At 61.4% G+C, this 22,374-nt stretch carries 21 protein-coding genes; 10 read left to right on the top strand and 11 right to left on the bottom strand.

The annotated features are described in order from the left end of the window. Window positions 1-13: 13 nt before the first annotated feature. The 7 genes from D0544_RS16670 to D0544_RS16640 all read right to left on the bottom strand — a co-directional run bounded on the left by D0544_RS16670 (window position 14) and on the right by D0544_RS16640 (window position 8,231). A complete protein-coding gene (locus D0544_RS16670; protein ID WP_125018173.1) occupies window positions 14-1,240 on the bottom strand; it encodes a phenylacetate--CoA ligase family protein in 1,227 nt (408 codons plus the stop codon). An 8-nt stretch (window positions 1,241-1,248) separates the two neighbouring features. After that, window positions 1,249-2,070 carry an ABC transporter ATP-binding protein gene (locus D0544_RS16665; RefSeq protein ID WP_125018171.1) on the bottom strand — a complete coding sequence of 274 codons (822 nt, stop codon included), beginning with the start codon at window positions 2,068-2,070 and terminating at the stop codon, window positions 1,249-1,251. 70 nt (window positions 2,071-2,140) lie between these two features. After that, on the bottom strand, window positions 2,141-3,382 hold the full coding sequence (locus D0544_RS16660) for an ABC transporter substrate-binding protein (protein ID WP_125018169.1): 1,242 nt from the start codon (window positions 3,380-3,382) through the stop codon (window positions 2,141-2,143). A 93-nt stretch (window positions 3,383-3,475) separates the two neighbouring features. Beyond that, the gene (locus tag D0544_RS16655) at window positions 3,476-4,549 is read right to left on the bottom strand and encodes a branched-chain amino acid ABC transporter permease (protein WP_125018167.1); all 1,074 of its coding nucleotides are present in this window, start codon (window positions 4,547-4,549) and stop codon (window positions 3,476-3,478) included. A gap of 12 nt (window positions 4,550-4,561) precedes the next feature. Next, window positions 4,562-5,455: a branched-chain amino acid ABC transporter permease gene (locus D0544_RS16650; protein WP_125018165.1), complete on the bottom strand. Its 894-nt coding sequence runs from the start codon at window positions 5,453-5,455 to the stop codon at window positions 4,562-4,564. Continuing rightward, on the bottom strand, window positions 5,452-7,425 hold the full coding sequence (locus tag D0544_RS16645) for a long-chain fatty acid--CoA ligase (protein WP_125018163.1): 1,974 nt from the start codon (window positions 7,423-7,425) through the stop codon (window positions 5,452-5,454). The genes D0544_RS16650 and D0544_RS16645 overlap by 4 nt, the downstream gene beginning before the upstream one ends. Then, the gene (locus tag D0544_RS16640) at window positions 7,425-8,231 is read right to left on the bottom strand and encodes an ABC transporter ATP-binding protein (protein ID WP_125018161.1); all 807 of its coding nucleotides are present in this window, start codon (window positions 8,229-8,231) and stop codon (window positions 7,425-7,427) included. The genes D0544_RS16645 and D0544_RS16640 overlap by 1 nt, the downstream gene beginning before the upstream one ends. A 193-nt stretch (window positions 8,232-8,424) precedes the next feature. On the opposite strand from D0544_RS16640, the gene D0544_RS16635 reads away from it, so the two are divergent. Further along, window positions 8,425-8,739, top strand: a complete 315-nt coding sequence (locus tag D0544_RS16635; protein WP_341538859.1) for a DUF3820 family protein — start codon at window positions 8,425-8,427, stop codon at window positions 8,737-8,739. Here D0544_RS16635 and D0544_RS16630 read toward each other — a convergent pair. Next, window positions 8,736-9,077, bottom strand: a complete 342-nt coding sequence (locus D0544_RS16630) for a hypothetical protein (protein ID WP_125018159.1) — start codon at window positions 9,075-9,077, stop codon at window positions 8,736-8,738. The two genes, D0544_RS16635 and D0544_RS16630, sit on opposite strands and share 4 nt — an antisense overlap. A 106-nt stretch (window positions 9,078-9,183) precedes the next feature. Here D0544_RS16630 and D0544_RS16625 point away from each other — a divergent pair, with 106 nt between their 5' ends. From D0544_RS16625 to D0544_RS16600, 6 genes are all read left to right on the top strand, one after another. Further along, window positions 9,184-9,978, top strand: a complete 795-nt coding sequence (locus D0544_RS16625) for a hypothetical protein (protein WP_125018157.1) — start codon at window positions 9,184-9,186, stop codon at window positions 9,976-9,978. A 61-nt stretch (window positions 9,979-10,039) separates the two neighbouring features. Next, complete coding sequence (locus tag D0544_RS16620) at window positions 10,040-11,941, top strand: acyl-CoA synthetase (RefSeq protein ID WP_125018155.1); 1,902 nt, start codon at window positions 10,040-10,042, stop codon at window positions 11,939-11,941. A 27-nt stretch (window positions 11,942-11,968) separates the two neighbouring features. Continuing rightward, entirely contained in the window at window positions 11,969-12,568 is a 600-nt protein-coding gene (locus D0544_RS16615) for a YjaG family protein (RefSeq protein WP_125018153.1), read from the top strand. Window positions 12,569-12,704: 136 nt separating this feature from the next. Further along, window positions 12,705-13,793: a cyclic nucleotide-binding domain-containing protein gene (locus tag D0544_RS16610; RefSeq protein ID WP_125018151.1), complete on the top strand. Its 1,089-nt coding sequence runs from the start codon at window positions 12,705-12,707 to the stop codon at window positions 13,791-13,793. 44 nt (window positions 13,794-13,837) lie between these two features. After that, a complete protein-coding gene (locus D0544_RS16605; RefSeq protein ID WP_125018149.1) occupies window positions 13,838-15,328 on the top strand; it encodes a glutamate-cysteine ligase family protein in 1,491 nt (496 codons plus the stop codon). After that, window positions 15,318-16,334: a M14 family metallopeptidase gene (locus tag D0544_RS16600; RefSeq protein ID WP_125018147.1), complete on the top strand. Its 1,017-nt coding sequence runs from the start codon at window positions 15,318-15,320 to the stop codon at window positions 16,332-16,334. Before D0544_RS16605 ends, D0544_RS16600 begins: the two co-directional genes overlap by 11 nt. Window positions 16,335-16,342: 8 nt before the next feature. Here D0544_RS16600 and D0544_RS16595 read toward each other — a convergent pair whose 3' ends face one another. Further along, window positions 16,343-17,071 carry a DUF1499 domain-containing protein gene (locus tag D0544_RS16595; protein WP_125018145.1) on the bottom strand — a complete coding sequence of 243 codons (729 nt, stop codon included), beginning with the start codon at window positions 17,069-17,071 and terminating at the stop codon, window positions 16,343-16,345. A 163-nt stretch (window positions 17,072-17,234) separates the two neighbouring features. On the opposite strand from D0544_RS16595, the gene ybaK reads away from it, so the two are divergent. The 3 genes from ybaK (at window position 17,235) to D0544_RS16580 (ending at window position 20,101) form a co-directional block, all read left to right on the top strand. Then, a complete protein-coding gene (gene ybaK / locus D0544_RS16590; protein ID WP_125018143.1) occupies window positions 17,235-17,702 on the top strand; it encodes a Cys-tRNA(Pro) deacylase in 468 nt (155 codons plus the stop codon). A gap of 88 nt (window positions 17,703-17,790) precedes the next feature. Continuing rightward, window positions 17,791-18,465, top strand: a complete 675-nt coding sequence (locus D0544_RS16585; protein WP_125018141.1) for a TetR/AcrR family transcriptional regulator — start codon at window positions 17,791-17,793, stop codon at window positions 18,463-18,465. Then, on the top strand, window positions 18,452-20,101 hold the full coding sequence (locus D0544_RS16580) for an acyl-CoA dehydrogenase family protein (RefSeq protein ID WP_125018139.1): 1,650 nt from the start codon (window positions 18,452-18,454) through the stop codon (window positions 20,099-20,101). Before D0544_RS16585 ends, D0544_RS16580 begins: the two co-directional genes overlap by 14 nt. Before the next feature lie 44 nt (window positions 20,102-20,145). On the opposite strand, the gene D0544_RS16575 is transcribed toward D0544_RS16580, so the two are convergent. After that, window positions 20,146-20,703 (bottom strand): PqiC family protein, encoded by a 558-nt coding sequence (locus tag D0544_RS16575; protein ID WP_125018137.1) that lies wholly within the window; start codon window positions 20,701-20,703, stop codon window positions 20,146-20,148. Next, complete coding sequence (pqiB, locus tag D0544_RS16570) at window positions 20,700-22,373, bottom strand: intermembrane transport protein PqiB (RefSeq protein WP_125018135.1); 1,674 nt, start codon at window positions 22,371-22,373, stop codon at window positions 20,700-20,702. The genes D0544_RS16575 and pqiB overlap by 4 nt, the downstream gene beginning before the upstream one ends. Window position 22,374: the final 1 nt, after the last annotated feature.

Genomic DNA, 22,374 nt, shown 5'->3' with positions numbered 1-22,374 from the left:
GTTAAGGTACCCCTCAGTCCACCGGCCTGAGATCCTCGATCACGATGCCGTCATTGGGCAGTGAGCCCGGCGCTACCGCCTCCACCTCGCCCGAGAGCTTGCACAGGTCCCGAATCGACTGCACGACCGCGGCCTCGTTCAACCCGCTCGTTTCGCAATGCAGGGTCATACGGTCATTGTCGTTGCAGGTTTCCACCCGCAGGCGCGCCTTCTGGATCTCCGGATGACGTGCCACCACGGCGTTCACCTGCTGGGGGCTGACGAACATCCCCTTCACCTTGGTGGTCTGGTCAGCCCGCCCCATCCAGCCGCGAATACGCATATTGGTGCGACCGCAGGAACTGGTACCCGGCAACACCACCGAGAGGTCGCCCGTGGCGAAGCGGATCAGTGGGTAGTCGCGGTTAAAGCTGGTCACCACCACCTCGCCCACCTCCCCCACCGGTAGCGGATCGCCGCTGCCGGGCCGCACAATCTCCAGCAGGATCTCCTCTGCCACGATCAGCCCCTGACGCGCGGAGGACTGGTAGGCGATCAGCCCCAGGTCTGCCGAGGCATAGGCATCGTAATAGGCAATGCCACGGGCATCGAAATACTCCCGCAGCGACTGGGTGAGCGCCGCCCCGGCAAACAGTGCCTTGCGCAGGCTGCTGACATCGACCCCCAGCTCGTCGGCCCGATCAAGAATCAGCTTGAGGAAGGCTGCCGTGCCGCAATAGCCCGTTACACTCAGGTCGTGCATCACCTGCACCTGGGCCTCGGTCTGGCCACCACCGGCCGGGATCACCGTACAGCCGCAGGCACGCGCCCCCGAATCGAGGATGGCCCCGCCGGGGGTGAGGTGGTAGGAGAGACAATTTTGCACCCGATCCCCGGGGCGGAAGCCGGCTGCGTAAAAGGCGCGCCCCACCTTCCACCAGTCGTTGCGCTGCCCCTCGGGATCATAAATCGGTCCCGGGGACTGGTAGATGTGGTTGAGCTTGGCGGTGCCGGTCGCCACCATCCCGGCAAAGGGGGGATGCTTGCGCTGCAGTTCGGTCAGCTCCGACTTGCGCAACACCGGCAGGGTCGCCAAGGCCTCTCGACTGTTGATCTCATGGGGGTTGATCCCCGCCAACTGCTGCGAATACCACACTGTGTTTTCCTGGGCCCAGCGCAGGTGCTCCGGCAGGCGTTTGAGCAAAGTCTGCTCCCTGAGCTCGGCACCCTGGGTCTCGAGCTCATCAAAAAAATCGGACATAGATCCTCCTACAGCCAGCGCTTTCTGCGTTTATAGGATTTAAGGTCCTTGAAGCTGCGGCGCTCTTCATTGCCGCCCCCAAGGTAAAACTGTTTCACATCTTCGTTCTGCAGCAGGTCCTGGCTGGAGCCATCGAGCACCACTTTGCCGGACTCCATGATGTAGCCATAGTCGGCCGCCCGGAGAGCAAAGTTGGCATTCTGCTCCACCAGCAGCATGGTGATCCCCTGCTCCCGATTGATCTTTTCGATAATGCCAAACACCTCTTTCACCAACAGCGGAGAGAGTCCCATCGAGGGTTCATCGAGCAGGATCATCTTGGGACGGGCCATCAGCGCCCGGCCAATGGCCAGCATCTGCTGCTCGCCGCCAGAGAGGTAGCCGGCCAGGCCGGTACGCTCCTTCAGGCGGGGAAAGTAGTCGAACACCATCTCGATATCCTGCTGCACCTGCCGGTCGCGCCGGGTAAAGGCTCCCAGGCGAAGGTTTTCGATGCAGGTCATATCCTCGATGATGCGCCGCCCCTCCATCACCTGGAAGATACCGGAACGAACAATATCCTCGGCGTTCTTGCGGTCGATGCGCTCCCCCATAAACTGGATCTCGCCACGAGTGACCTCACCATCCTCGGTTTTCAGCAGCCCCGAGATCGCTTTCAGGGTGGTCGACTTGCCGGCTCCATTGGGCCCGAGCAGAGTGACAATCTGCCCCTGGGGCACCTCAATACTCACTCCCCGCAACACCAGGATAACGTCGTCGTAGACCACCTCGATATTGTTCACCGACAACAAGGGTGCCGGGTTGGTCGCTTGTTCAACTGCTTGCTGCATTCGCTGATTCCCCGTAGCTGGCCATCCATTCAAAGGCAGGGCACCGGCTGCGACCGGCGCCCACCCCGACTCAATACCCCAGCCAGTCCTCGCGTCGTGGCAGGGTTACCTGGGTCACCCGCTCGACCTTGATATCGCCGCCGTTGTAGTTGCCCTTGTAGATGTTGACGGTATTGATGCCACGGTGATCCTCACTGCTCCAGGTCGCCGGCAGGCACACCCCTTCCAGCCCCTTGGGCACCCAGTTCTGGCGGGCGTACATCCCCTGCTTGATGTTTTCGCCGGTGATACCGCCATTCTCCTTGGCCCACTCCATCGCCTCTTTCATGTAGTAGGCCGAGCAGATACCGCGCATATAGTGGTGGCTGCGAAATGCGTTACCCGATGCATCAGACTCCCTGGAGATCTCCCGTACCAGGGACATCCCGGGGGCATCATCCTCCCAGAAGGGGGTCATGGCCGGGAAGATATAATCCTTCACCCCTGCCCCGGCGGCCTCGAAGATCGGCTTGTCTCCCCCCCAGATATTCGACATAAACTGCACATCGGTACCCACGGTGCCGCAGGATTTGACCAGGGAAACCACCGAACCTCCGAGGTTGGCGATATACGCATAGTTGGAGCCGGAGTCCTTGAGCGACAGGCACTGGGCCTTGAAGTCGCCGGGTTTCATGGAGACCACGATCGGCGGCATCACTTCAAAGCCCAGCTCGGTCGCATACTCGGCACAGGCCTCCTTGGGCGCATTGGGGTAGGGGTGGTTGTCGCCAACGTGGGTGAATTTCGGACTTCCGGAGCCCCCCCTGTTTTTCCAGTCCTCGGCGGCCCACTGCACCAGCGCGCGGCATCCGTCCGAGTAGGAAGCACCGTAGAAAAAGTTGTAGGGGGCGGGCTTTTGGGTCTTGGGATTTTTGCCCGTGGGATCAGTCAGGTGACCGGAGTAGGAGGCGGAGTAGACCGGCACCTTGTCTTTGGCGACAAAGGAGATCAACGCCTCGGTATCGGCAGTACCCCAACCCTGCATGGCCACCATGTTGTTGCGCGATACCCACTTTTTGTAGGAGGCGATCGCCTGCGGCACCTTGTAGGCGTAGTCGATGGTCTCAAACTCCAGGCCGGTCCCGTTGATGCCACCATGGCTGTTGATGTAGCTCATAGCATCGCGGATACCGTCTGCGTAGTTCTTGCCCACAAAGGCGGTCGGGCCCGACAGATCCGCCAGGTGACCAACAAATACCGAGTCCTCTGCCTGAAGGCTGGTTGCCGCCAACGCGCCGGCGACCAGGGTGCCGATCAATACTCTCTTGTTCATTGCAGGATACCTTTTTCTTGTTGTTGTCGATTCCGGCGACTGCTAACACCGGTGGCTTGGGAATAACCCCACCGCACACCCGTTGATCGGGGATCAATAGGAGAACGGATAAAACTTCCAGTAGGCTTTAATCTGTTGCCATCGATGCGCCAGCCCCTGGGGCTCGAAGATCAAAAACAGGATGATAACCAATCCAATACTCATCTCCTTGAGATAGGCCAGCCCGTCGGTAAAGGCGGTGCTGTTCCCCCAACTGGTGGCGGACAGCAGGCCGACAATCCCCTCCAGCACCTCCGGCAGCATCACCATAAAGATCGTACCCAGCAGAGCCCCCTTCACCGATCCCAGTCCGCCAATAATGATCATGGCCAGGAACTGGATCGACATCAGGATGGTAAAGCCTTCGGCCGAAACAAAGCCCAGGTAGTGACCGTAGAGGGCACCGCCGATGCCGGCATAAAAGGAGGAGACACCAAAGGAGAGCAACCGGTACTTGGTCAGGTTGATACCCATAATCTCCGCTGAAAGGTAGTGATCCCTAACCGCTACAAAGGCGCGTCCGTCGCGTGTACGCATCAGGTTGGTTCCCCACAGGTACATGGTCACCAGTGCAAACAGGGCGATGTACCAGAAACTCTGGTCGTTGGTGAACTCATAGCCGAAAAGGTTGACCGGGGGGGCCGAGGCGCCGTAGGAGCCGCCGGTAAACCAGTCGGCACGTGCGAAAAAATCCTCCAGGATAAACTGCGCCGCCAGGGTGGCCACCGCCAGGTAAAGCCCCTTGATACGCGCAGCCGGGGAGCCGAAGATCATCCCCACCACCATGGTCATGTAGCCCGCCAGGGGAATGCAGAAGAAGACCGGAATACCGAAACTGTTGTGCAACCAGGCCGAGGCGAAGGCACCAAAGCCGAAGAAGGCGCCATGGCCCAGGGAGATCTGGCCGGTAAACCCGACCAGGATATTGAGTCCCAGCGCGGCGATCCCGAGATAAGCCACCTGGATCCCCAGAGTGAGGAAATAGGCGTCCAGCACCAGGGGGGCCAGGCAGAGCAGGAGGATGCCGGCAACGGCAAGGTAGCGGGTAAAGCGGGTTTCGAAGATGGTGCTGTCAGCCGCGTAGCTGGTTCTGAAATCACCGCAGGGTCGTAAGGATACAGTCGACATGCCAGAGCCTCCCTAAATCCGCTCGATATCTTTGGTCCCGAACAGACCATAGGGTTTGATGCAGAGGATCAAAATCAGTACGTAGAAGGGGGCGATGGCGTAGAGGTTACCCACGTGCAGGTACTGTCCATCGATAAACTCCGCCACGTTTTCCAGCACGCCGATAATCAGGCCGCCGACCACCCCACCGACGATGGAATCCAGGCCGCCGAGAATCACTGCGGGAAACACCTTGATGCCGATCACCGAGAGGGCATCGGAGACGCCGTTGACCATCCCGATCACCACCCCGGCGGTGGCGGAGACCACCGCCGAAATGGCCCAGCTCATGGCAAACACCCGCTTGACGGAGATCCCCAGGCTCTGGGCCACCTGCTGGTCAAAGGCAGTGGCGCGCATCGCCAGCCCCATCCGCGAATGTTTGAAGAACCAGTAGAAGGCCACCATGATCACCACCGAAATCACCAGGCTCATGATGTAGGCAAACTCGATATTGAGGCCGCCGATGGTGATCACCTCGGTGTCAAAAACGCGGGGATAGCTCTCCGCCGAGACCCCGAAGATCCACTTCATCAGCGCCTGGAAAAAGATCGACAGGCCGATGGTCACCATGATCACCGAGATGATCGGCTCGCCGATCAAAGGGCGTAACACGATCACCTGCAGCAGCACACCGAAGGCCATCATAAAGACCAGGGTGAGCAAAAAGCCGATAAAAAAGGGCAGTTGCATGTGCACCAGAAACGCCCAGCACACCCAGGCGCCGATCAGCAGAAACTCACCCTGGGCGAAGTTGACCACCTGGGTGGATTTGTAAATGAGCACAAAGCACATCGCCACCACCCCGTAGAGCATGCCGACGATAAGGCCGTTCAACACCAGTTGCAGCAGTAGCCCCCAGTTCATGATGCGATCCTCCGTGGCGATTGTGATTCATCGGTTTGATGGGCGTGTTCTGTGTTATCTGTCTTCAGGCACTCCACCTTGAGGGTGGTCTGGATGCGCGAGCGGCTGCCATCCTGAAAGCTGATCATGGTGTCGATCTCCACCTGTTTATCGCCGGAATAGATAGCGTCGATGATCTCCCGGTATTTTTCAGCGATCACACTGCGACGCACCTTGCGGGTGCGAGTCAGCTCGCCATCGTCGGCATCCAGCTCCTTGTAGAGCAGCAGGAAACGGCCGATCCGCTGGGCCTCGGGCAGGGTCTCGTTGACCATCTCCACCTCCTGCCGCAACAGCTCATACACCGACTCGTGGGCCGACAGGTTGGTGTAGTTGGTAAAGGCCAGTCCGTTCTGCTCCGCCCATTTGGACACCACACTGAAGCGGATGCAGATGATCGCCGACAGGTAGGGGCGGCCGTTCCCCAGCACCACCGCCTCGGCGATGAAGGGAGAAAACTTCAGTTTGTTTTCGATAAACTGCGGGGAGTAGCGATACCCCTGCTCGGTCTGGGCCAGGTCCTTGAGCCGGTCGATCACCACCAGGTGCTGGCTGTCCGCCTTGAAGTAGCCGGCGTCGCCGGTGTGCATCCAGCCCTCCTTCACATCCTCGGCGAAGGCCTCCTCGTTCTTGTAGTAGCCGCTGAACATGCCGCTGTTACGAGCCACGATCTCACCTACGCCATTGTCATCCGGGTTGATCACCCGGATCTCGGCATTGTCGAAGGCCACACCAACGCTGTCGTAGTCGATGTCATTACCGCGGTGGATGGTGTAGGCGCCACAGAGTTCGGTCTGGCCGTAGAGCTGGCGCAGGGGCACCCCGATCGCCTGGAAAAAGCGGAAAGTGTCGGGACCCATGGCCGCGCCCCCGGTGGCGGCGCTGCGCAGGTTGGAGAAGCCAAGGCGATCCCGCAGGGCCCGCAACAAAACCCACTCCGCCAGCTGCGAACGTTGGCCACGGTCGAGCGCGCGGGTGGCCCGTCTCATTCCCCAGTCGAACAGCGCCCGTTTAAAGGGGGTGGAGTCGATCATCCGCGCCCGCACATCGGCAACGATGTTCTCCCACACGCGAGGCGCCAGCAGCACGAAATGGGGACCTATTTCCCGCAGGTCCGCCATCAGCGTCTCCTGCTCCTCGACAAAGTTGACCACCTGGCGGCTGATCAGGCTCTGGCCCAGCGCGTAGACCTGTTCCATGATCCAGGGCAGGGGCAACACCGACACATAGTTATCGCCGGGAGCTTTGGCATCGGCCCTCAGGTAAGCGGCACAGTGGTCGAGGAACGGGCCCGCGTGCAGCATCGCCATCTTGGGGCGGGAGGTGGTACCGGAGGTGGTGCAGAGGATAGCGAGCTCCTCGCCGCGGGTCGCTTCCACCATCCGGGTGTAGGCGGCGGCATCCTGCTGCTCCTGCTCACGCCCCATCTGGTAGAGGCGCTCGATCTCCAGCAGGCGTGGATCCTGGTACTTGCGCATACCGCGCGGGTCGCAATAGATGATCCATTCAACCGAGGGGATCTGCTCTCCCAGCTCCAGCAGCTTGTCACACTGCTCCTCATCCTCGGCGATAATCACCCGCGCCTCGGCGTAGTTGATCAGGTAGGCGACCTCCTCGTGAAGCGAGTCCTGGTAGATCCCCAGCGAGTAGCAGCGCAGGGCATGGGCGCTGATCTCGCCCCACAACCACTCGGGGCGGTTTTCCCCCAGCAAGCCGATCACGTCCCCGGGCTGAACGCCAAGGCGGTCGAGCCCGAGGGTGATCCACTTGACCCGGTCGTTATAGTCACGCCAGCTGTATTCACTCCAGATGCCGAACTCCTTCTCCCGCATCGCCACCTGGTCGCCAAACAGGGCCGCGTTGTAGGCCAGCACCTTGGGGAAGGTATCAAAGCGTTCGACATCGACATAGTCGGTTTTCAGCGCGTCCATCAGGCCACCTCCCCTGTACCTTCGAGCTCCGGGTCTTCCTCTCCCAGGTAAGCTTTCTGCACATGTTCGTTGGCCATCACCGCTTCGGGACTGCCCTCGACCACCTTTTTGCCGAAGTCCAGCACCATCACCCGGTCAGAGATATCCATCACCACCCCCATATCGTGCTCGATCATGGTGACCGTCATGCCAAACTCGGCATTGAGATCCATGATGTAGCGGGCCATATCCTCCTTCTCCTCCAGATTCATACCCGCCATGGGCTCATCCAGCAGGATCAGGTCGGGCTTGAGGGCGATCGCCCGGGCCAGCTCTACCCGCTTGCGCAAGCCGTAGGAAAGGGTTCCGGCGATCGCTTTGCGAATATGGCTGATCTCGAGAAAGTCGATGATCTCCTCCACCGCTCGGCGATGGGCCAGCTCCTCCCGCTTGGCGGGGGAAAACCAGTAAAGCGGGCCGGTGAAGAAATTGTTGTTCAGCATATGATGGCGCCCGACCATAATGTTATCGAGCACACTCATGTGGCCAAAGAGGGCCAGGTTCTGGAAGGTGCGGCCGATGCCCAGCTCAGCCCGCGCGTTGGGCTTTAGATGGGTCACCTCCTGGCCACTGAAGAGGATTCGTCCCTGGTTGGGTGAGTAGCGACCGGAGATGCAGTTGAGCATTGAGGTTTTACCGGCCCCGTTGGGGCCGATGATGGAGAAGACTTCGCCGGAGTTGACTGAGAAGCTGATGTCGGTCAGGGCCTTGACCCCACCGAACGCGAGGGAGACCGCTTCTACCTTTAGCAGAGGGACGTCGCTCATCGGCCACCCCCTCTTGCCGTTGAAGGGGTAGGGGCTCCTGCCCCAACCTCGCCGCTGAGCGCCGTGCGATAGGATTCATCCATAAACGTGACCCTGTCTTGTTGTTATTTTTTCACTGGGTGTCCTCGATTATGCCACTCCGCTCAAAGGCGAGGATTGATTATCTTGCTTAAGAGATGGACAATATTGCTGTTTGAGCCCGCACCTTCCCCAGCCCCCGCCGGCCGGCGCGATCCCCCCTTACGACTTTAGGAGTAGAACCCTGGAAACCCCCGTCCCCGACCCCCGCCAACTCGTGGAGCTGGTCACTGAGCGCATGCCCTTCGGCAAGTACCAGGGCTGGGTCCTGAAAGACCTGCCCGAGCCCTACCTGGTGTGGTTCAAGCAGAAAGGCTTCCCCGGAGGGCACCTCGGGCAACTGCTGCAGACACTTTATGAGGTCAAGCTAAATGGGCTGGAACCCCTGCTGGAGGAGCTTTCGCGCCGCCATCGGGGGGGAAGCGGCTAGGGGGTGCTCTCTTCGATATACTCCCAGCCGTGGGCGGTGTAGATCCAGCTGGAGCCATTGACCTCACTGAAACGCAATATCACCAACCCCTGGGTGGAGTCGGTCAGCTTGAGCTGGTAGGCGGGCTCCTCATAGCGATTCTTGCTACCGGTCTCCTCCATCACCTGCCAGCGCACGCCATCAAAAAACCAGCTGTCGCCGTTACGGGTATCAAGCTTGAGGGTCACCGGTTTGCCATCCATTGAGGAGCTGGCGCTGTATAGGGCGAAGTTGGTTTCCGCCGCCAGGGCCGTGCCGGCCCACACCAGAATGAATACTGCCCATAACCTGCGTCCCACATTCGCTCCTTGATACTGCGCTAGTATTGGCTGCCACTCCCGCAGGGCGATATGATAGCCCCAGAAGCGCCCTTTAAACTTACCGAGCCGTGGAAATATTGCAAGCATGAGCGAGTCATCTCCCAAAACATCGCCCAACGCGACCCCGGCATCCACCGCTGCTCCCCCAGAGCCCCCCGAAGCCAAGTCCGGCGCGCCCCGTAGAAAAGTGCGCGAGGAGCTCAACACTCCAGCCCACCAGCGCATCGAAGAGGAGTTTGAGGAGGCTTGCGCGCGCCTGGAGCAGCTTGATTACAGCCTGCTGAGCATGAGCCGCATGCCAACCGAAACGGAGTTGGCCGACGCGCGCCATTATCGCTCCATCTGGCACAGCGCACTGATGGTGATCAGTTGCGTCCTGGCACTCTGCGTGCTGGGTTACCTGCCGGCCTGGCTGGGGGGTATCAGCGGCGCCCTGCTGTTTATCCTGGCGGCTGGCTATTTTGACGGCATCATCCCCCTGGTACCGGGTGGCAACCGCTACACCCACCTGCTCCGTAAGCGCCAGCAACTGCACCTGCAACTGCGCGACTATGTGCGCAAGGTCGAGGGCAGCTACGGCTATCTCCACCTGCTGCAGCCCCTGCAGCAGCTGAACCCCAACCTGCAGCGCCACTACTTCAACAAGCTCTGTTCCCTCTCCCGCAAGGGCCTCCTTGCCCGCCAGATCAGTTCGCTGGAAAACCTCAGGCTCTATTACGAGTTCCTGCTCGAGGCCAACAACGCCAACCTGATCCGGGAGCAGCTGAAACTCAAGGAGCAGATGGCTCGAGAGGCCGAGGAGATGGCCGCCCCCGATGAGGGGGTCGCCGCAGCGGAGCCAGCAGCGCAAGCAACCGATGACACCACCAACAACCCATAATATACTTGCCCGTTCCTCGCACTCATAACAAATACAAATTCAAGCGCGATCAGGGGAACCCATGTTGTCCGTACGACCGGTAAATAGCCTCGCTGATGTGGTGGCGGTCGAGCAGGTTCCGATTGAAGATCGGGGACTGCCCAACAGCACCTACCAGCTATTACAGGACGCCGCACGCCTCTATGGAGAGAGGATCGCCATCAGTTACCTGATGACGGGCAGCTGTGACGAAAAATCGGTCGATATCAGCTACCGCGAACTCTTTCACCGGGTCACCCAGACCGCCAATGCCCTCCACCGCCTCGGCATTGAATCCCGGGATGTGGTCTCCACCCTGCTCCCCAACCTGCCCCACAGCCACTATGCAATTTGGGGCGGCGAAGCGGCCGGCATCGTCAACCCCATCAACCCCCATATCGCCATCGACCAGGTGGTGGCGATCATGAACTCGGTGAAGAGCAAGGTACTGATCACCCTGGCCCCCTATCCCGGCAGCGACCTGTGGCAGAAGGCGCTGGAGATCAAGAAGCGGGTTTACTCGCTGCGCGCCATTCTTATCGTCGACCCGGTTAACCTGCTGCCCCTGCCCAGGCGCGCCATGGTCTCCATCCGGCGCAAGCTGCCCCGTATGCAGGGGGTTTATGATTTCGACAAGGCCCTCTCCCGCTGCCCGGCGGATATGCTGGAGAGCCACCGCCAGATCCAGCCCCAGGAGATCGCCGCTTACTTTTACACCGGCGGTGCCACCGGGACTCCGAAAATCACTCCCCACAGCCATCGTAACGAGGCGGCCATGGCGCTGATGCTTAACTGCATGCTGCGCTTTCAGCAGGGGCAGGTGATACTGAGTGGCCTGAGCCTGAGTCACGCCAACGCCCTTATCATTGCCGGCCTGGCCCCCTTTATGGCAGGAGCCCGGGTACTGCTCCCCGGCATGGAGGGATACCGGGGTGAGCAGGTGCTACAGCGGCTTTGGGCCCTGATCGATCACTACCGGGTAGAGGTGATCAACGGGGTTCCTGCCTTCTACAAACGCGCCCTCTCTGTGCCAGTTGGCAGCCACCGCCTGGATCGGGTTCGCTTTGCACTTTGTGGCGCCTCACCCCTGCCCACCAAACTGATCGAACAGTTCCAACAGCATTGCGGTATCCCCCTGGTGGAGGGCTACGGCCTTACCGAGGGCACCTGCGTCAGCAGCCTGAACCCTCCAGGGGAGGTACGCGCCGGATCCATCGGTATCCGTATGCCCTACTCCGGCATGAAGGCTGTGATTCTCGATGAAAACCAACGCTACCTGCGCGACTGCGCCGTCGACGAGATCGGCCACATCCTGATCCGTGGCCCCCATGTGTTCCCAGGCTACATTCAACGCGAAAAAAACCATGATGTCTGGATCGGCGATAATGGCTGGTTCGACACCGGCGACCTGGGGCACTGTGACGCCCAGGGCTACTACTGGCTGCACGGCCGCAGCCAGGACCAGATAAGCCAACCCGGCCACCTGCGCGACCCCCGCCCCATTGAGCATCGGCTGCTGCAGTTCCCCGGTGTGATGCAGGCGGCGGTTGTGGGGCGCAACGATGCCCAGGGTGAGCACCAGATAGTGGCGTACGTCAGCGCACAGGCCGGGGCCGACCTCTCCCTTGAGGAGCTCAGCGACGCCTACCACTCCGAGGCCGAGCCGCCACTCCCCCCACTGCCGCGCATCTACCGACTCGAGCGCCTGCCCCTCACCAGCGTGGGTAAGGTAGACCGGCAGGTGCTTCGCAAGGACGCCCTTTGCCGACTCTATCAAGAGCTGCTGGAGGATCTGCGTGGAGCCACCGAGATCCGTGTCGACATCATCACCAACGACCAGTTGGAGCAGGTAGCCCGCATTCAGGGTCTCCCCGACGACGCCCCCCTGCAGGAGCAGGTCAACGACCGCCTTAAGGGACTGCCTATCCGTGCCGAGCTGGTATAATACCCACCCGACCATCAGGGTATCCCTATGCCAACGACCGCTCCCATGCCCCTCGCCCAGCTCAAGCACTGGCAACAGATCGCCTTTATCACGGCACTGGCCGAGCGCAGCCTGCCCAACTACCGCCTCTTTTCCGAGCTCTGCCAAAGTGGAGACGCCAGCGTTCTTCGCCAGAACCTCAACCTGCTGTGGGACTGTGCCGGCGGGCTGCAGGGCGCCAAAAATTTCGACAAACAGCTCGACCTGCTGGAGGAAAACACCCCCGACCCGGCTCGCTTCGACAGCTACGGCGCCCGTCCAGCCCTCGACTGCTGCGTACTGGTCAATGCCGCCCTCTCCTGTGCCATGAAGTCGAACCTCGACGACTGCCAGAGCGCCAGCACCCTGTCCCTGGCCACCCTGACGGACTTCCTCGAATTCAGCGGCGCCATCGATGGCGCGGACCCTGACTGTGATGCCCAGCTGCAGGCGCACCCCCTCCACCAACAGGAGGTGGCGTTCCAGCAGGCGCTGTGCAAGCGGTTGCTGCAGAGCCCAAACCCCAACAAGCAGCTGATCCAGGACCTGCGCACACTGGCCGCCAACGAGGGGGTCAGCCAGCTCGGGATCAGTGCAGAGGCTGACTAGCCCCAGGCTGTGAACCCCGACACGTTCCCGTGAGAAAGTAGCGACCCTCGCTCAAAGCTGGGGAGTTGTTCACTGAACCCTTTGACCCCGGCGGTATACTGGCCACCTGTTTTTCACCGCTCCCAGGGTGTGCACCATGACCAATTCAGCTCTCAGCCTCGACCGCGTTCAACAACTTCACCCCCTGCAGTTCCTCAGCCCCTCGGCCCACCAGCAACTGCTGGCAGCCGCTGAACAGGTGAAGGTCAGCAAGGGGAGCATCATCCTCAAAAAGCGCAACACCCTGCCCACCACCTGCTACCTGATCAGCGGGCAGGTGGAGTTGCGGCACTCCTTTGACGACCGAAAGCCGCTGCACGCCAACGACCAGTTGGCCTGCCAGCCGCTGGAAGAGCTGGTGCGTGAGGGGGCCAGTGTCCGGGCGCTGGAAGAGTGCGTACTGTTGCGTTTCGAGCGAGACCTGATCGCCTACCTCAGCACCCTCACCAGTGACAGCGACACCTATGCGGTGGTCAATATCGAGGAGGGGGTGGATTACCTCGACGACACCCTGATCGATGATGACTATCAGGAGGACTGGACCCTCCAGCTGCTCGACTCACCCCTGGCCCGCAACCTCAAGCCGGTTGCCCTGCACCGGCTGATGGCGCTGCTGGAACGGTTGCCGGTCAAGCGCGGCGAGCAGTTGATCCAGATGGGCAGCCATGCCGACTACTTTTACATCCTGATCAGCGGCGAAGCGGCCCTCAGTACCGAGCTGCACGGCCCCTTCCGTGGGCAGACCATTGAGTTGCACGAAGGCTCCCATTTTGGCGAGGAGGCCCTGCTGGGAGAAACCCTCCGCAACGCCACCGTCACCATGACCAGTGACGGCATGGTGGGACGACTCAACCGGGAACAGTTCCTGGAAGTCTTTGCCGACTCCCTCATGCCGGTTCTCAGCGAGGCCGAATTCTTGCGCCGCCTCAACCAGCTTGAGGGGCCCTGCACCCTTCTCGATGTCCGTTTTCGTGAGGAGCTGCGTAACGACACCCGTAAACAGGTGCTCAACATCCCCATCAGCCGCCTTCGCAGCGCCCTGCCCCAGCTGGATCGCAGCACCACGTACCTGTTGTCTGCCCAGGGAGACCAGCGCAGTGAGCTGGCCACCTGCATTCTGCGCCAACATGGCTTTAACGCCTACCTGCAGGCAACACCGGTCGATAGCCAGAAACAATCGGCTTAACCCCGGCCCCGATCGACTACTCTGGAATAAGAGGGGGTCGATCTATGGGATCCGAAATCGATCGCACCGAGTTTACCGGTGCGGACTTTGAACGCTTTCGCCGACAGCTGCAGGATAACCTGGGCCAGCTGCGCCAGCTGTTGTGCCGTCCCGGCTTTGGCGAGGGAGCTCCCAGCTTCGGCGCCGAACTGGAGCTCTACCTTATCGATGCGGCCGCTCTTCCCCTGTCGCTTAACCAGGAGATTGCGGAGCGGGCGTCAGACCCGGCCCTCTCCCTTGAGCTGAACCGCTTCAACCTCGAGTACAACTTCCCCCCGATCCACAGCAGCCAGGCTCCTTTCAGCCAGCTCAGGCAGCAGATCGACAGCGCCCTCACTCAGCTGGGTCGGCACGCAGCCCCCCTGGGAGCCCGCCTGTTGGCGATCGGCATACTGCCGACCCTGCGCATGAGCCATATGGGGGAGTCCGCCATCACCGATAGCGCCCGCTACCGGGTGTTGTCCAAAAGCCTCAAGGCGCAGCGCGGCGAAGCCTTCAACATCGATATCCGTGGTGCGGATCACCTGCAGATGCGTTGGCAGGAGATCACCCTGGAGGGGGCCAACACCTCTTTCCAATACCACTACCGGGTTCGCCCGAGCGCGTTTGCCGACACCTATAACGCGGCCCAACTGATTACCCCCCTAGTGCTGGCGCTGGGCGCCAATTCGCCCCTCTTCCTGGGCCACCGGTTGTGGCACGAGACCCGCGTGGCGCTGTTCAAGCAGTCGATCGACCCCCGCACCCCGACCCCACTGCATCGGCGCCACCCTTCGCGGGTCAGCTTCGGCCAACACTGGGTCAAACAGGATATTACCGAACTGTTTGAGGAGGGGGTCTCCCTGTTTCCGCCGTTGCTGCCCGTGGCTGACGCCCCCCCCTCTTCCGCAGAGAGCGAAGATCGGGGCCCCTCCCTGGAAGCATTACGACTTCACCAGGGCAGCATCTGGTGCTGGAATCGGGCCCTCTACGATCCCGCCGATGGGGGGCACTTGCGTATCGAGTTACGAGCCCTGCCGGCCGGCCCGAGTTCGCTGGACATGGTGGCGCTGGCGGCCTTCGCCGTCGGCCTGATGGAGGGGTTGCGGCCGCAGATGGAAGCGATCACTCGCTTACTTCCTTTTGGCTGCTGCAAGGACAACTTCTACCGCGCCGCCCGGGAAGGGCTAGGGGCACAACTGGTGTGGCCCAACCCGGCCCGCGGAACCCTCAGGGAGTCGGCGCTGACACCACTCGTCGACAGCCTGCTGCCCTGCGCCGCCGAGGGGTTGTCCCGCATCGGCATACACCCCCGGGAGATCGACCAACAACTGGAGCTGATCCGAAATACCCTGAGCACCCAAACCAATGGCGCCCGCTGGCAGCTGGCCAGCTTCCAGCACCTCAGCGATACCCTCAAGCCCTCTGCCGCCCTGTCGGCTCTGGTGGAATCCTACTATCAGCGCCAGCAGAGCGGGCTGCCGGTGCACCAATGGGAGCTGGCCGATGGACACTAGGGAGTCTTTGCACTGGATCCGTGATCGCTCCAGCCTGGACCTTGGCGCCAGTCCCCTCGAGTTTGTGCGCAAACTGCCCGGCCCCTGCGCCCTCTGGCTGGAGGGGAAAGATGTAAACAGAACCCGCGCCCTCTGTACCCTGCTACACGGCAACGAGCCCTCGGGGTGCAACGCCATCTGGCAGTTCCTTAAGGGCGGCGAGACACCGCACACCAACGCCCTCCTGATCATCGCCTCGGTACGGGCCGCCATGACCGAGCCCCGTTTCAGTTACCGTATGCTCCCTGGGCAACGTGACCTCAATCGCTGCTTTCGCCCCCCGTTCGACGATAGTCGCGGGGAACTCGCCCTGCAGATACTGGAGACAATCAGCCGCCACCGCCCGGAGGCTTTGCTGGATATCCACAACACCTCGGGATCGGGGCCGGCGTTTGGTGTCTCCATCAATGGTGACCAGCGCCACCGTGCCCTGACCTCACTCTTTACCAACGATCTGATCGTCACCGACCTGCGGCTGGGCGCCCTGATGGAGTTGAGCGATGACCAGCAACCCACGGTCACCATCGAGTGCGGAGGCAGCCGCGACCCAGCCGCGGACCTGGTCGCCGGTGAGGGGATCTATCGCTTTCTGTGCAGCGAGCAGGTGCTGGAGAGCAGCGCCGCCAACTCAGTCACCTGCTACCGGAATCCACTGCGACTCGAGCTGGCTGAGGGTACCCGGCTTTGTTACAGCGATGCCCCCGATGCCCCGGGCGATCTGGTGCTCAGTCTCCGGGCCGAGGCACTCAACTACGGCACCCTCTCTCCCCAGGAGCCGATCGCCCGCCTGGGTCCAGAGGGGTTCAGCAAACTCAGGGTGACCGGCCCGAGCGGCACGCAGCCCCTGGAAGCCCATTTTGAGGTCCGCGACGGCCAGCTTTATAGCCGGGCCCCTACCCGCCTTTTCATGCTCACCATGCGACCCGAAATCGCCCTCAGCGACTGCCTGTTTTACTTTATGGGGTGAAGACCCGCTTACTGGGCAAAGCCTTCGCGCAGTGCCCGCAGGCGAGCTGCGTTGGCCCCCAGGTCACTGCGACCGATCCGCGATGCCGAGCGCATATCGATCCTGGCTCCCTCCCCCTGGGGCTGCACCCGGATCACCAGGTCATCCTTGAAGCCGAACAGGGTACTGGTCACCACGGCTTCCAGGTGCCCGCGCTCGGGCTCGTCGGCTACCAGCTCCCACCCCTTGGCCTGTACCATCGCCTTGAGCCGGATATAGGCTTGCTCGGGATCAGAGTCGGTGGTCAGGGGGAGCAGGTCGGGGTAACCCACGCGCTGCTGGGACGCCACCGCCTCACCACCATAGTCGACCCCATGGTCCCCGGGACCCCGCAGAGAGGCGACCGCCTCGAAAACCGGCGGATTGCGGGTATCGGTGGTGACATCGTGGATGAAGGGTACGGTTTTGGCCTTGTGGACCTGCACGGCGTAAAGTGCTACGACCAACACCATCATCAGTGCGATCCAACCGCCCCGAGAGGCCTGCGCCCGTTCGTGCTGGCGGCGGGCCAGCAGGATCAGGACAGCTGCCAGCAGCAGGGTGGCCAGGCTCAACACAACCTGCCCCTGCATAATCAGGAAGGCGGTGCCGAACCCCCACAGTTGCCAGCGGAAACCGGCCACCGCCAGGGGAAACAACAGCAGGCCCAACAGGGTTATCGGCAGGAGCAGTGCCCCCAATCGCTCGCTTCGGGTCATTCAGGCAGTCCTCTGGCTTGCTTCCATCAATTTCAGCAAAAAAATTATAGTACACAAAGATTTTTATGCGCTTGTCATCTAAAGAAGGGCGGTTGTTCCCCCCTCACCCCTTGGCGTACCCTTGGCTATGGCAACCGCCCAAGGTTCTTGAGGAGTTACCTGCATGACACCCGCGGTCAAGGCGGCGCAACGCGCCGGCATCCCCTTTACCCTGCACACCTATGCCCACGACCCCGCCAACACCCACTTCGGCGAGGAGGCGGCCCAGGCCCTAGGCCTGAGCCCCGACCAGGTCTTCAAAACCCTGATTGCGGACCTGGGCGGTGAACTGGTGGTGGCGGTGATCCCCGTCGCCTGCCAGCTCAACCTCAAGGCCCTGGCCAAGGCGCTGGGGGCCAAGCGCGCCCTGATGGCGGAGGTGGCCCGCGCGGAGCGCAGCAGCGGCTACGTGGCCGGAGGAATCAGCCCCCTGGGCCAGCGCAAAGCCCTGCGCACCTGCATCGACCGGCGGGCATTCGATCTTGAGCGTATCCACGTCAGTGCCGGCCGCCGTGGGCTGGAGATCGAGCTGGCCGCCAGCGACCTGCAACGCTTGACCCGTGCCATCACCGCTCCCATCGGGGAACCCTAGGTCGCCTTGGGTCGGTGCTAAGCGCCGGGCTTGCCTCAACAAATGAATCGTGATTCACTTCATGTAAAAGTGAACCGGAATTCATTCTATGGCTTATCGCGCTACCGCCGCCACAGAGGCCCGTAAGCAAGCGTTAAAACAGCGCCTGCTGGAGGCTGCCCTGGAGATAGTTTCCCGGGAGGGATTCGCCGGCCTCAGCATCAGCGCCGTGGCCTCCGAGTGCGATGTTGCCACCGGCACTCTCTATCGTTACTTTCACAACAAGGCTGCGCTCTGCGCAGCCCTCTTCGCCGCCGCCTCCCAGCGCGAGGTAGAACAGGTTGCCAAGGCCTCCACCCGCCATCGGAGTGCGGCCGATAACCTGGCCAGCGCCATCGCCACCTTTGCCCATCGGGCACTGCGCAATCCACGCCTGGCCTGGGCCTTGATCGCCGAACCGGCGGACCCGCTGGTGGAGGCCGCACGGCTCAGTTACCGCCAGGCCTACGCCAGGGTGTTTACCGAGCTGGTCCGCGAGGGGATGCGCCAGGGCTGTTTTCACTGCAACCACCCGGAGCTGGTAGCCGCCGCACTGGTGGGCGCCCTGGCCGAATCACTGTTAGGCCCCCTGAGCCCCGCCAACCCAAGCCCCCAACACCAGGAGAGCATCCTGGAGATACAACAATTTGCCCTGCGCGCGCTGGGCTGCCCGGTCATTCCACAACCGGGCACGCCCCAACCTGGCACGTCACAACCCGACGGAGAACATCATGAACCGACCTGATTATCTGGCTGAAACCCACGAGGTGATTAACACCCCTCCCCCTCTGGAGAACTACAACCTCTACCTGCAGGATATGGCCCTGCAGGAGGCGGTGGCGCGAGAAGGTGCGGGCTGGGCCGATGAGGCGCTGCAACGTTATGGTGCCCTGACCGGCAGCCGCGAGATGATCGAATGGGGGCATCTCGCCAACCGCCACAAGCCGGAGTTCAACACCCACGATCGCTATGGCCACCGCATCGACCAGGTGGATTTCCACCCCAGCTATCACCAGCTGATGGAACGGGCCATCCGCGAAGGGATACCTTCCGCCCCCTGGAGCGATCCCAAACCGGGTGCCAACGTTGCCCGTGCGGCCCTCAACTACCTGCAATCCCAGGTAGAAGCGGGCCACGGCTGTCCATTGACCATGACCTTTGCCGCGGTACCCACCCTGCGCAAGCAGCCCGGGGTGGCCGCACGCTGGCTGCCCCTGATCCACTCATGCCGTTACGACCCCAGTAACCAGCCCATCGGCCTAAAGCAGGGTGCGACCATCGGCATGGCGATGACTGAAAAGCAGGGAGGGTCCGATGTTCGCGCCAACACCACCCGCGCCTACCCGATCGGTGAGGATGAGCAGGGCCAGCGTTTTGCCCTGGTGGGACACAAGTATTTCGTTTCTGCCCCCATGAGCGATGCCTTCCTGATGCTGGCCTACACCGATAAGGGGCTGAGCTGCTTTCTGGTTCCCCGCTGGCTGGAGGATGGTCGTAAAAACCCGCTGCAGATCCTGCGCCTGAAAGAGAAGAGCGGCAACGCCTCCAATGCCTCATCCGAAGCGGAGTTGAGGGGGGCCGAGGGCTGGTTGATCGGCGAAGAGGGGCGAGGGGTTGCCAACATCCTGGAGATGGTCGCCCTGACCCGCTTCGACTGCATGGTCGGCTCCGCCGCCGGCATGCGCCAGGCCAGCGTACAGGCACTGCACCACTGCCACCACCGCTCCGCCTTTGGCAACCTGCTCGACCGGCAGCCGCTGATGCAGAACGTGCTGGCAGACCTGGCGATCGAGAGTGAGGCCGCTCTGGTGATGGCGATGCGCATGGCGCGGGCCCTGGACAGCGACGATGAGCAGGAGGCGATGCTGATCCGCCTCGGCACCGCCGTCGGCAAGTACTGGATCTGCAAGCGTACCCCCGGTCACGCCTACGAGGCGATGGAGTGTATCGGCGGCAGCGGGGTAATGGAAACCACCATCATGCCGCGCCTCTACCGGGAAGCGCCGGTCAATGCGATCTGGGAGGGCAGTGGCAATGTGCAGGCACTGGATATGCTGCGCACCCTCCAAAAGGAACCGGCGGCGCTGGAGGTGTTAAGGGCCGAGATTCTGCAAGCTCGGGGGATGCACGAGCGCTTTGATCGCTTTGTTACCTCCCTCGATGCCCTGTTCACTCATCCCGCCGAGTTCGAATACCGGGCCCGCCACATCGCCGGGCAGCTGGCACTGGCCACCCAGGCAAGCCTGCTTCTGCGCAGCGGCAGCGAACAGGTGGCAAACGCCTTTTGCCTTTCCCGGCTGGGAGAGGGTGCGGGATGGCTGTACGGCAACCTGCCCAGCGGTATCGACTGCCAGGGCATTATCGAGCGGGCACGCCCCTGACGCTCATAGCCATCGGGTGCTGCGCCCCTTGAGGGGCGCAGCACCTACAATGTTGACCCGATCTGCTTCGACAGCTCAACCAACAAAGCACGCTCCGCCGCTACCAGGGCGGCATAACCGTCTTCACTCAGGGGGAGGCGGCCCGACCACCGGTAGTCCTGGCTCACCAGCCCTTCAGGCTTCTCCGTCACCAGCGTCCAGTAGGCGGTAAGCACCGCATCACCGTCAACAGAGCCGTGCAGCTGATCGATGGTGATCGTCAGTCGCCGGGTATCAGCGGGGCCCGCCCCCAGGCCATTGAGGACAACCCTTCCCGAGTTTGCAGAGATCTCATTGCTCATAAACTGCATCAGGCTGTGGCGAAGGGGTTCAGCCCACAGGTGGTACTGGGCTGTCTGTACCTCACCTTTGCTCGACTCCAGCACCAGCCCTTCCTGGTCGATGTAGTTGGCAACATCCACGGACACCAGGGTGACCGGCATCACCTGTGAAGAAGCGGCCGGCTTGGCATCCGAGCGTAACAGGTAATAGCTGGACTGGGGCGGTGAAGACAAACAGCCAGTTAATGCAACCACCCCCATAAAAACGAGTATTACTCTCATTGCGCACGCGCCTCCGGTATCAGGTCCCGCTCTTTAGGCTTGGGAAGCATGGTCGCTGTATCCTTCAGGGAAGCCGACAGCTCATCCATGTTTTTAAGGGTTTTGTTGAGTTCAAACAGGCTACTTTCCAGCTCCTTGTAAAGCGGCGACCGGGGAGATAACCCCTCCAGTACAGAGCGCAGACTCAGAAGGGTTTTACCCAGCTCCTGATACACCGGTGAGTCGGGCGACAGCCCGTCGAGAGTCTCGCGCAGGGCGGTTAAAGTCTCCGACAGGTGTTTGGGCAGCGCACGGGTTTCCCGCTGTTTGAGAATATGGTCCATGGAGGCCAGTGACTGGTTAAGCTGGTCTATGGTGCCGTTGGCCGAGCTCACCGTTGACTCCAGTGGAAGGTTGTTAAGGGTATCCAGGAATGAAGAGACCGACACCATGATCCGATCAAACCCTCCCGGCACCGTAGGAATCACCGGGTAGTCAAGAAAACGACCGACCACATCCGCCTCGGCTGTCGGATAAAAGTCCAGGGCGACGAACTGGCTGCCGGTAATCAGGTTACCCGCTTTCAGGCTGGCACGAAGCCCCTTCTCCACGCCGGCTTTGATGTCTTCAGCCAGCGCGTAGGCGGCCTCCTCGGTATCGGGCAGGTCCATACGGCCCGGCTCCAGGTAGAGGAGTACCGGAATAGCTCGTCCGTAACGGGTGTCCTCCTCGTCCGCCAGCTCCTTAAGCATCACGCGAACCACCTTACCCGCATTTACGCCACGGTAGTTAACCGGCGCCCCCGGCACCAGGCCCCCGATATCCTGGTTAAAGCGCACCACAAAATAGAGCCCGCTGTTGTAAGTCCGCTGTAATGAGTCCTGGTAACTGCCAAACAGTGTGAACTCATGGTTCTCCTCAACCGGCTCTCCGGGGGTCAGCCCAGGGATCGCCCCAAAGGCGACCCCGCCGGCCAGTATGGTATCCAGCGAGCTGGCATTCACACTAAAGCCCGCCGCCGAGGCATTCAATGAGATGCCGCTGGCGTTCCAGAAGCGGACCGCACTGTTGATAAACTTGTGGTACGGAGCATCAATAAAGATGTCGTAGCGGATTTTTCCTGTCCCCTCTTCAAGCCGCATACTCTCGACACGGCCCACCTTATAGCCGTGGTAGAGGACGGGGTCACCGGTATCGACCGAGGAGACCCGATCGGCCTGCAGCACCAGCCGAATACCCGGTGCACCTGCTTTGGTTTGCGGCGGATTTTCAAGCCCCACGTAACGCTCCCCGCCCGCCTTCCCCGTTCCGGGAGACAACTTGATGTAGGCGCCCGAAAGAATAGTGCTCAGGCCGCTGATTCCGCCGGCTCCAATCCGTACCCGCTCGACCCAGAACTGGGTATCCTCCCGCAGCAGCGACTCGTACTGTTTCTCCAGGCGAAGGCCCACCACCACGCCGGAGATATTTTCATTCAGCACCACCGACTCGACCTGGCCGATGTCTACATTCAACAGTTTGACCTTGGTTTTACCGGCCACCAGATCGGCCGCATCGGAAAAGCTCACCTGCACCTCTGGCCCCTGGTTCAGGTAACTGAAGATGACCATCCACACCCCCAGCACGGCAGCAAGAATGGGGACGATCCAGACTTTTGAGAATCCCTTCTTTTTTGTCACTTCCGGCTTCATA

The sequence above is a fragment of the Aestuariirhabdus litorea genome (genome assembly GCF_003864255.1).
Lineage (GTDB): Bacteria > Pseudomonadota > Gammaproteobacteria > Pseudomonadales > Aestuariirhabdaceae > Aestuariirhabdus > Aestuariirhabdus litorea.
This window is presented reverse-complemented; position numbering and strand designations above follow the sequence as displayed.

Coding starts and splice junctions, on each gene's coding strand:
- D0544_RS16670 (WP_125018173.1), bottom strand. CDS start 1,240: ATGTCCGATTTTTTTGATGAGCTCGAGACCCAGGGTGCCGAGCTCAGG.
- D0544_RS16665 (WP_125018171.1), bottom strand. CDS start 2,070: ATGCAGCAAGCAGTTGAACAAGCGACCAACCCGGCACCCTTGTTGTCG.
- D0544_RS16660 (WP_125018169.1), bottom strand. CDS start 3,382: ATGAACAAGAGAGTATTGATCGGCACCCTGGTCGCCGGCGCGTTGGCG.
- D0544_RS16655 (WP_125018167.1), bottom strand. CDS start 4,549: ATGTCGACTGTATCCTTACGACCCTGCGGTGATTTCAGAACCAGCTAC.
- D0544_RS16650 (WP_125018165.1), bottom strand. CDS start 5,455: ATGAACTGGGGGCTACTGCTGCAACTGGTGTTGAACGGCCTTATCGTC.
- D0544_RS16645 (WP_125018163.1), bottom strand. CDS start 7,425: ATGGACGCGCTGAAAACCGACTATGTCGATGTCGAACGCTTTGATACC.
- D0544_RS16640 (WP_125018161.1), bottom strand. CDS start 8,231: ATGAGCGACGTCCCTCTGCTAAAGGTAGAAGCGGTCTCCCTCGCGTTC.
- D0544_RS16625 (WP_125018157.1), top strand. CDS start 9,184: ATGAGCGAGTCATCTCCCAAAACATCGCCCAACGCGACCCCGGCATCC.
- D0544_RS16620 (WP_125018155.1), top strand. CDS start 10,040: ATGTTGTCCGTACGACCGGTAAATAGCCTCGCTGATGTGGTGGCGGTC.
- D0544_RS16615 (WP_125018153.1), top strand. CDS start 11,969: ATGCCAACGACCGCTCCCATGCCCCTCGCCCAGCTCAAGCACTGGCAA.
- D0544_RS16610 (WP_125018151.1), top strand. CDS start 12,705: ATGACCAATTCAGCTCTCAGCCTCGACCGCGTTCAACAACTTCACCCC.
- D0544_RS16605 (WP_125018149.1), top strand. CDS start 13,838: ATGGGATCCGAAATCGATCGCACCGAGTTTACCGGTGCGGACTTTGAA.
- D0544_RS16600 (WP_125018147.1), top strand. CDS start 15,318: ATGGACACTAGGGAGTCTTTGCACTGGATCCGTGATCGCTCCAGCCTG.
- D0544_RS16595 (WP_125018145.1), bottom strand. CDS start 17,071: ATGACCCGAAGCGAGCGATTGGGGGCACTGCTCCTGCCGATAACCCTG.
- ybaK (WP_125018143.1), top strand. CDS start 17,235: ATGACACCCGCGGTCAAGGCGGCGCAACGCGCCGGCATCCCCTTTACC.
- D0544_RS16585 (WP_125018141.1), top strand. CDS start 17,791: ATGGCTTATCGCGCTACCGCCGCCACAGAGGCCCGTAAGCAAGCGTTA.
- D0544_RS16580 (WP_125018139.1), top strand. CDS start 18,452: ATGAACCGACCTGATTATCTGGCTGAAACCCACGAGGTGATTAACACC.
- D0544_RS16575 (WP_125018137.1), bottom strand. CDS start 20,703: ATGAGAGTAATACTCGTTTTTATGGGGGTGGTTGCATTAACTGGCTGT.
- pqiB (WP_125018135.1), bottom strand. CDS start 22,373: ATGAAGCCGGAAGTGACAAAAAAGAAGGGATTCTCAAAAGTCTGGATC.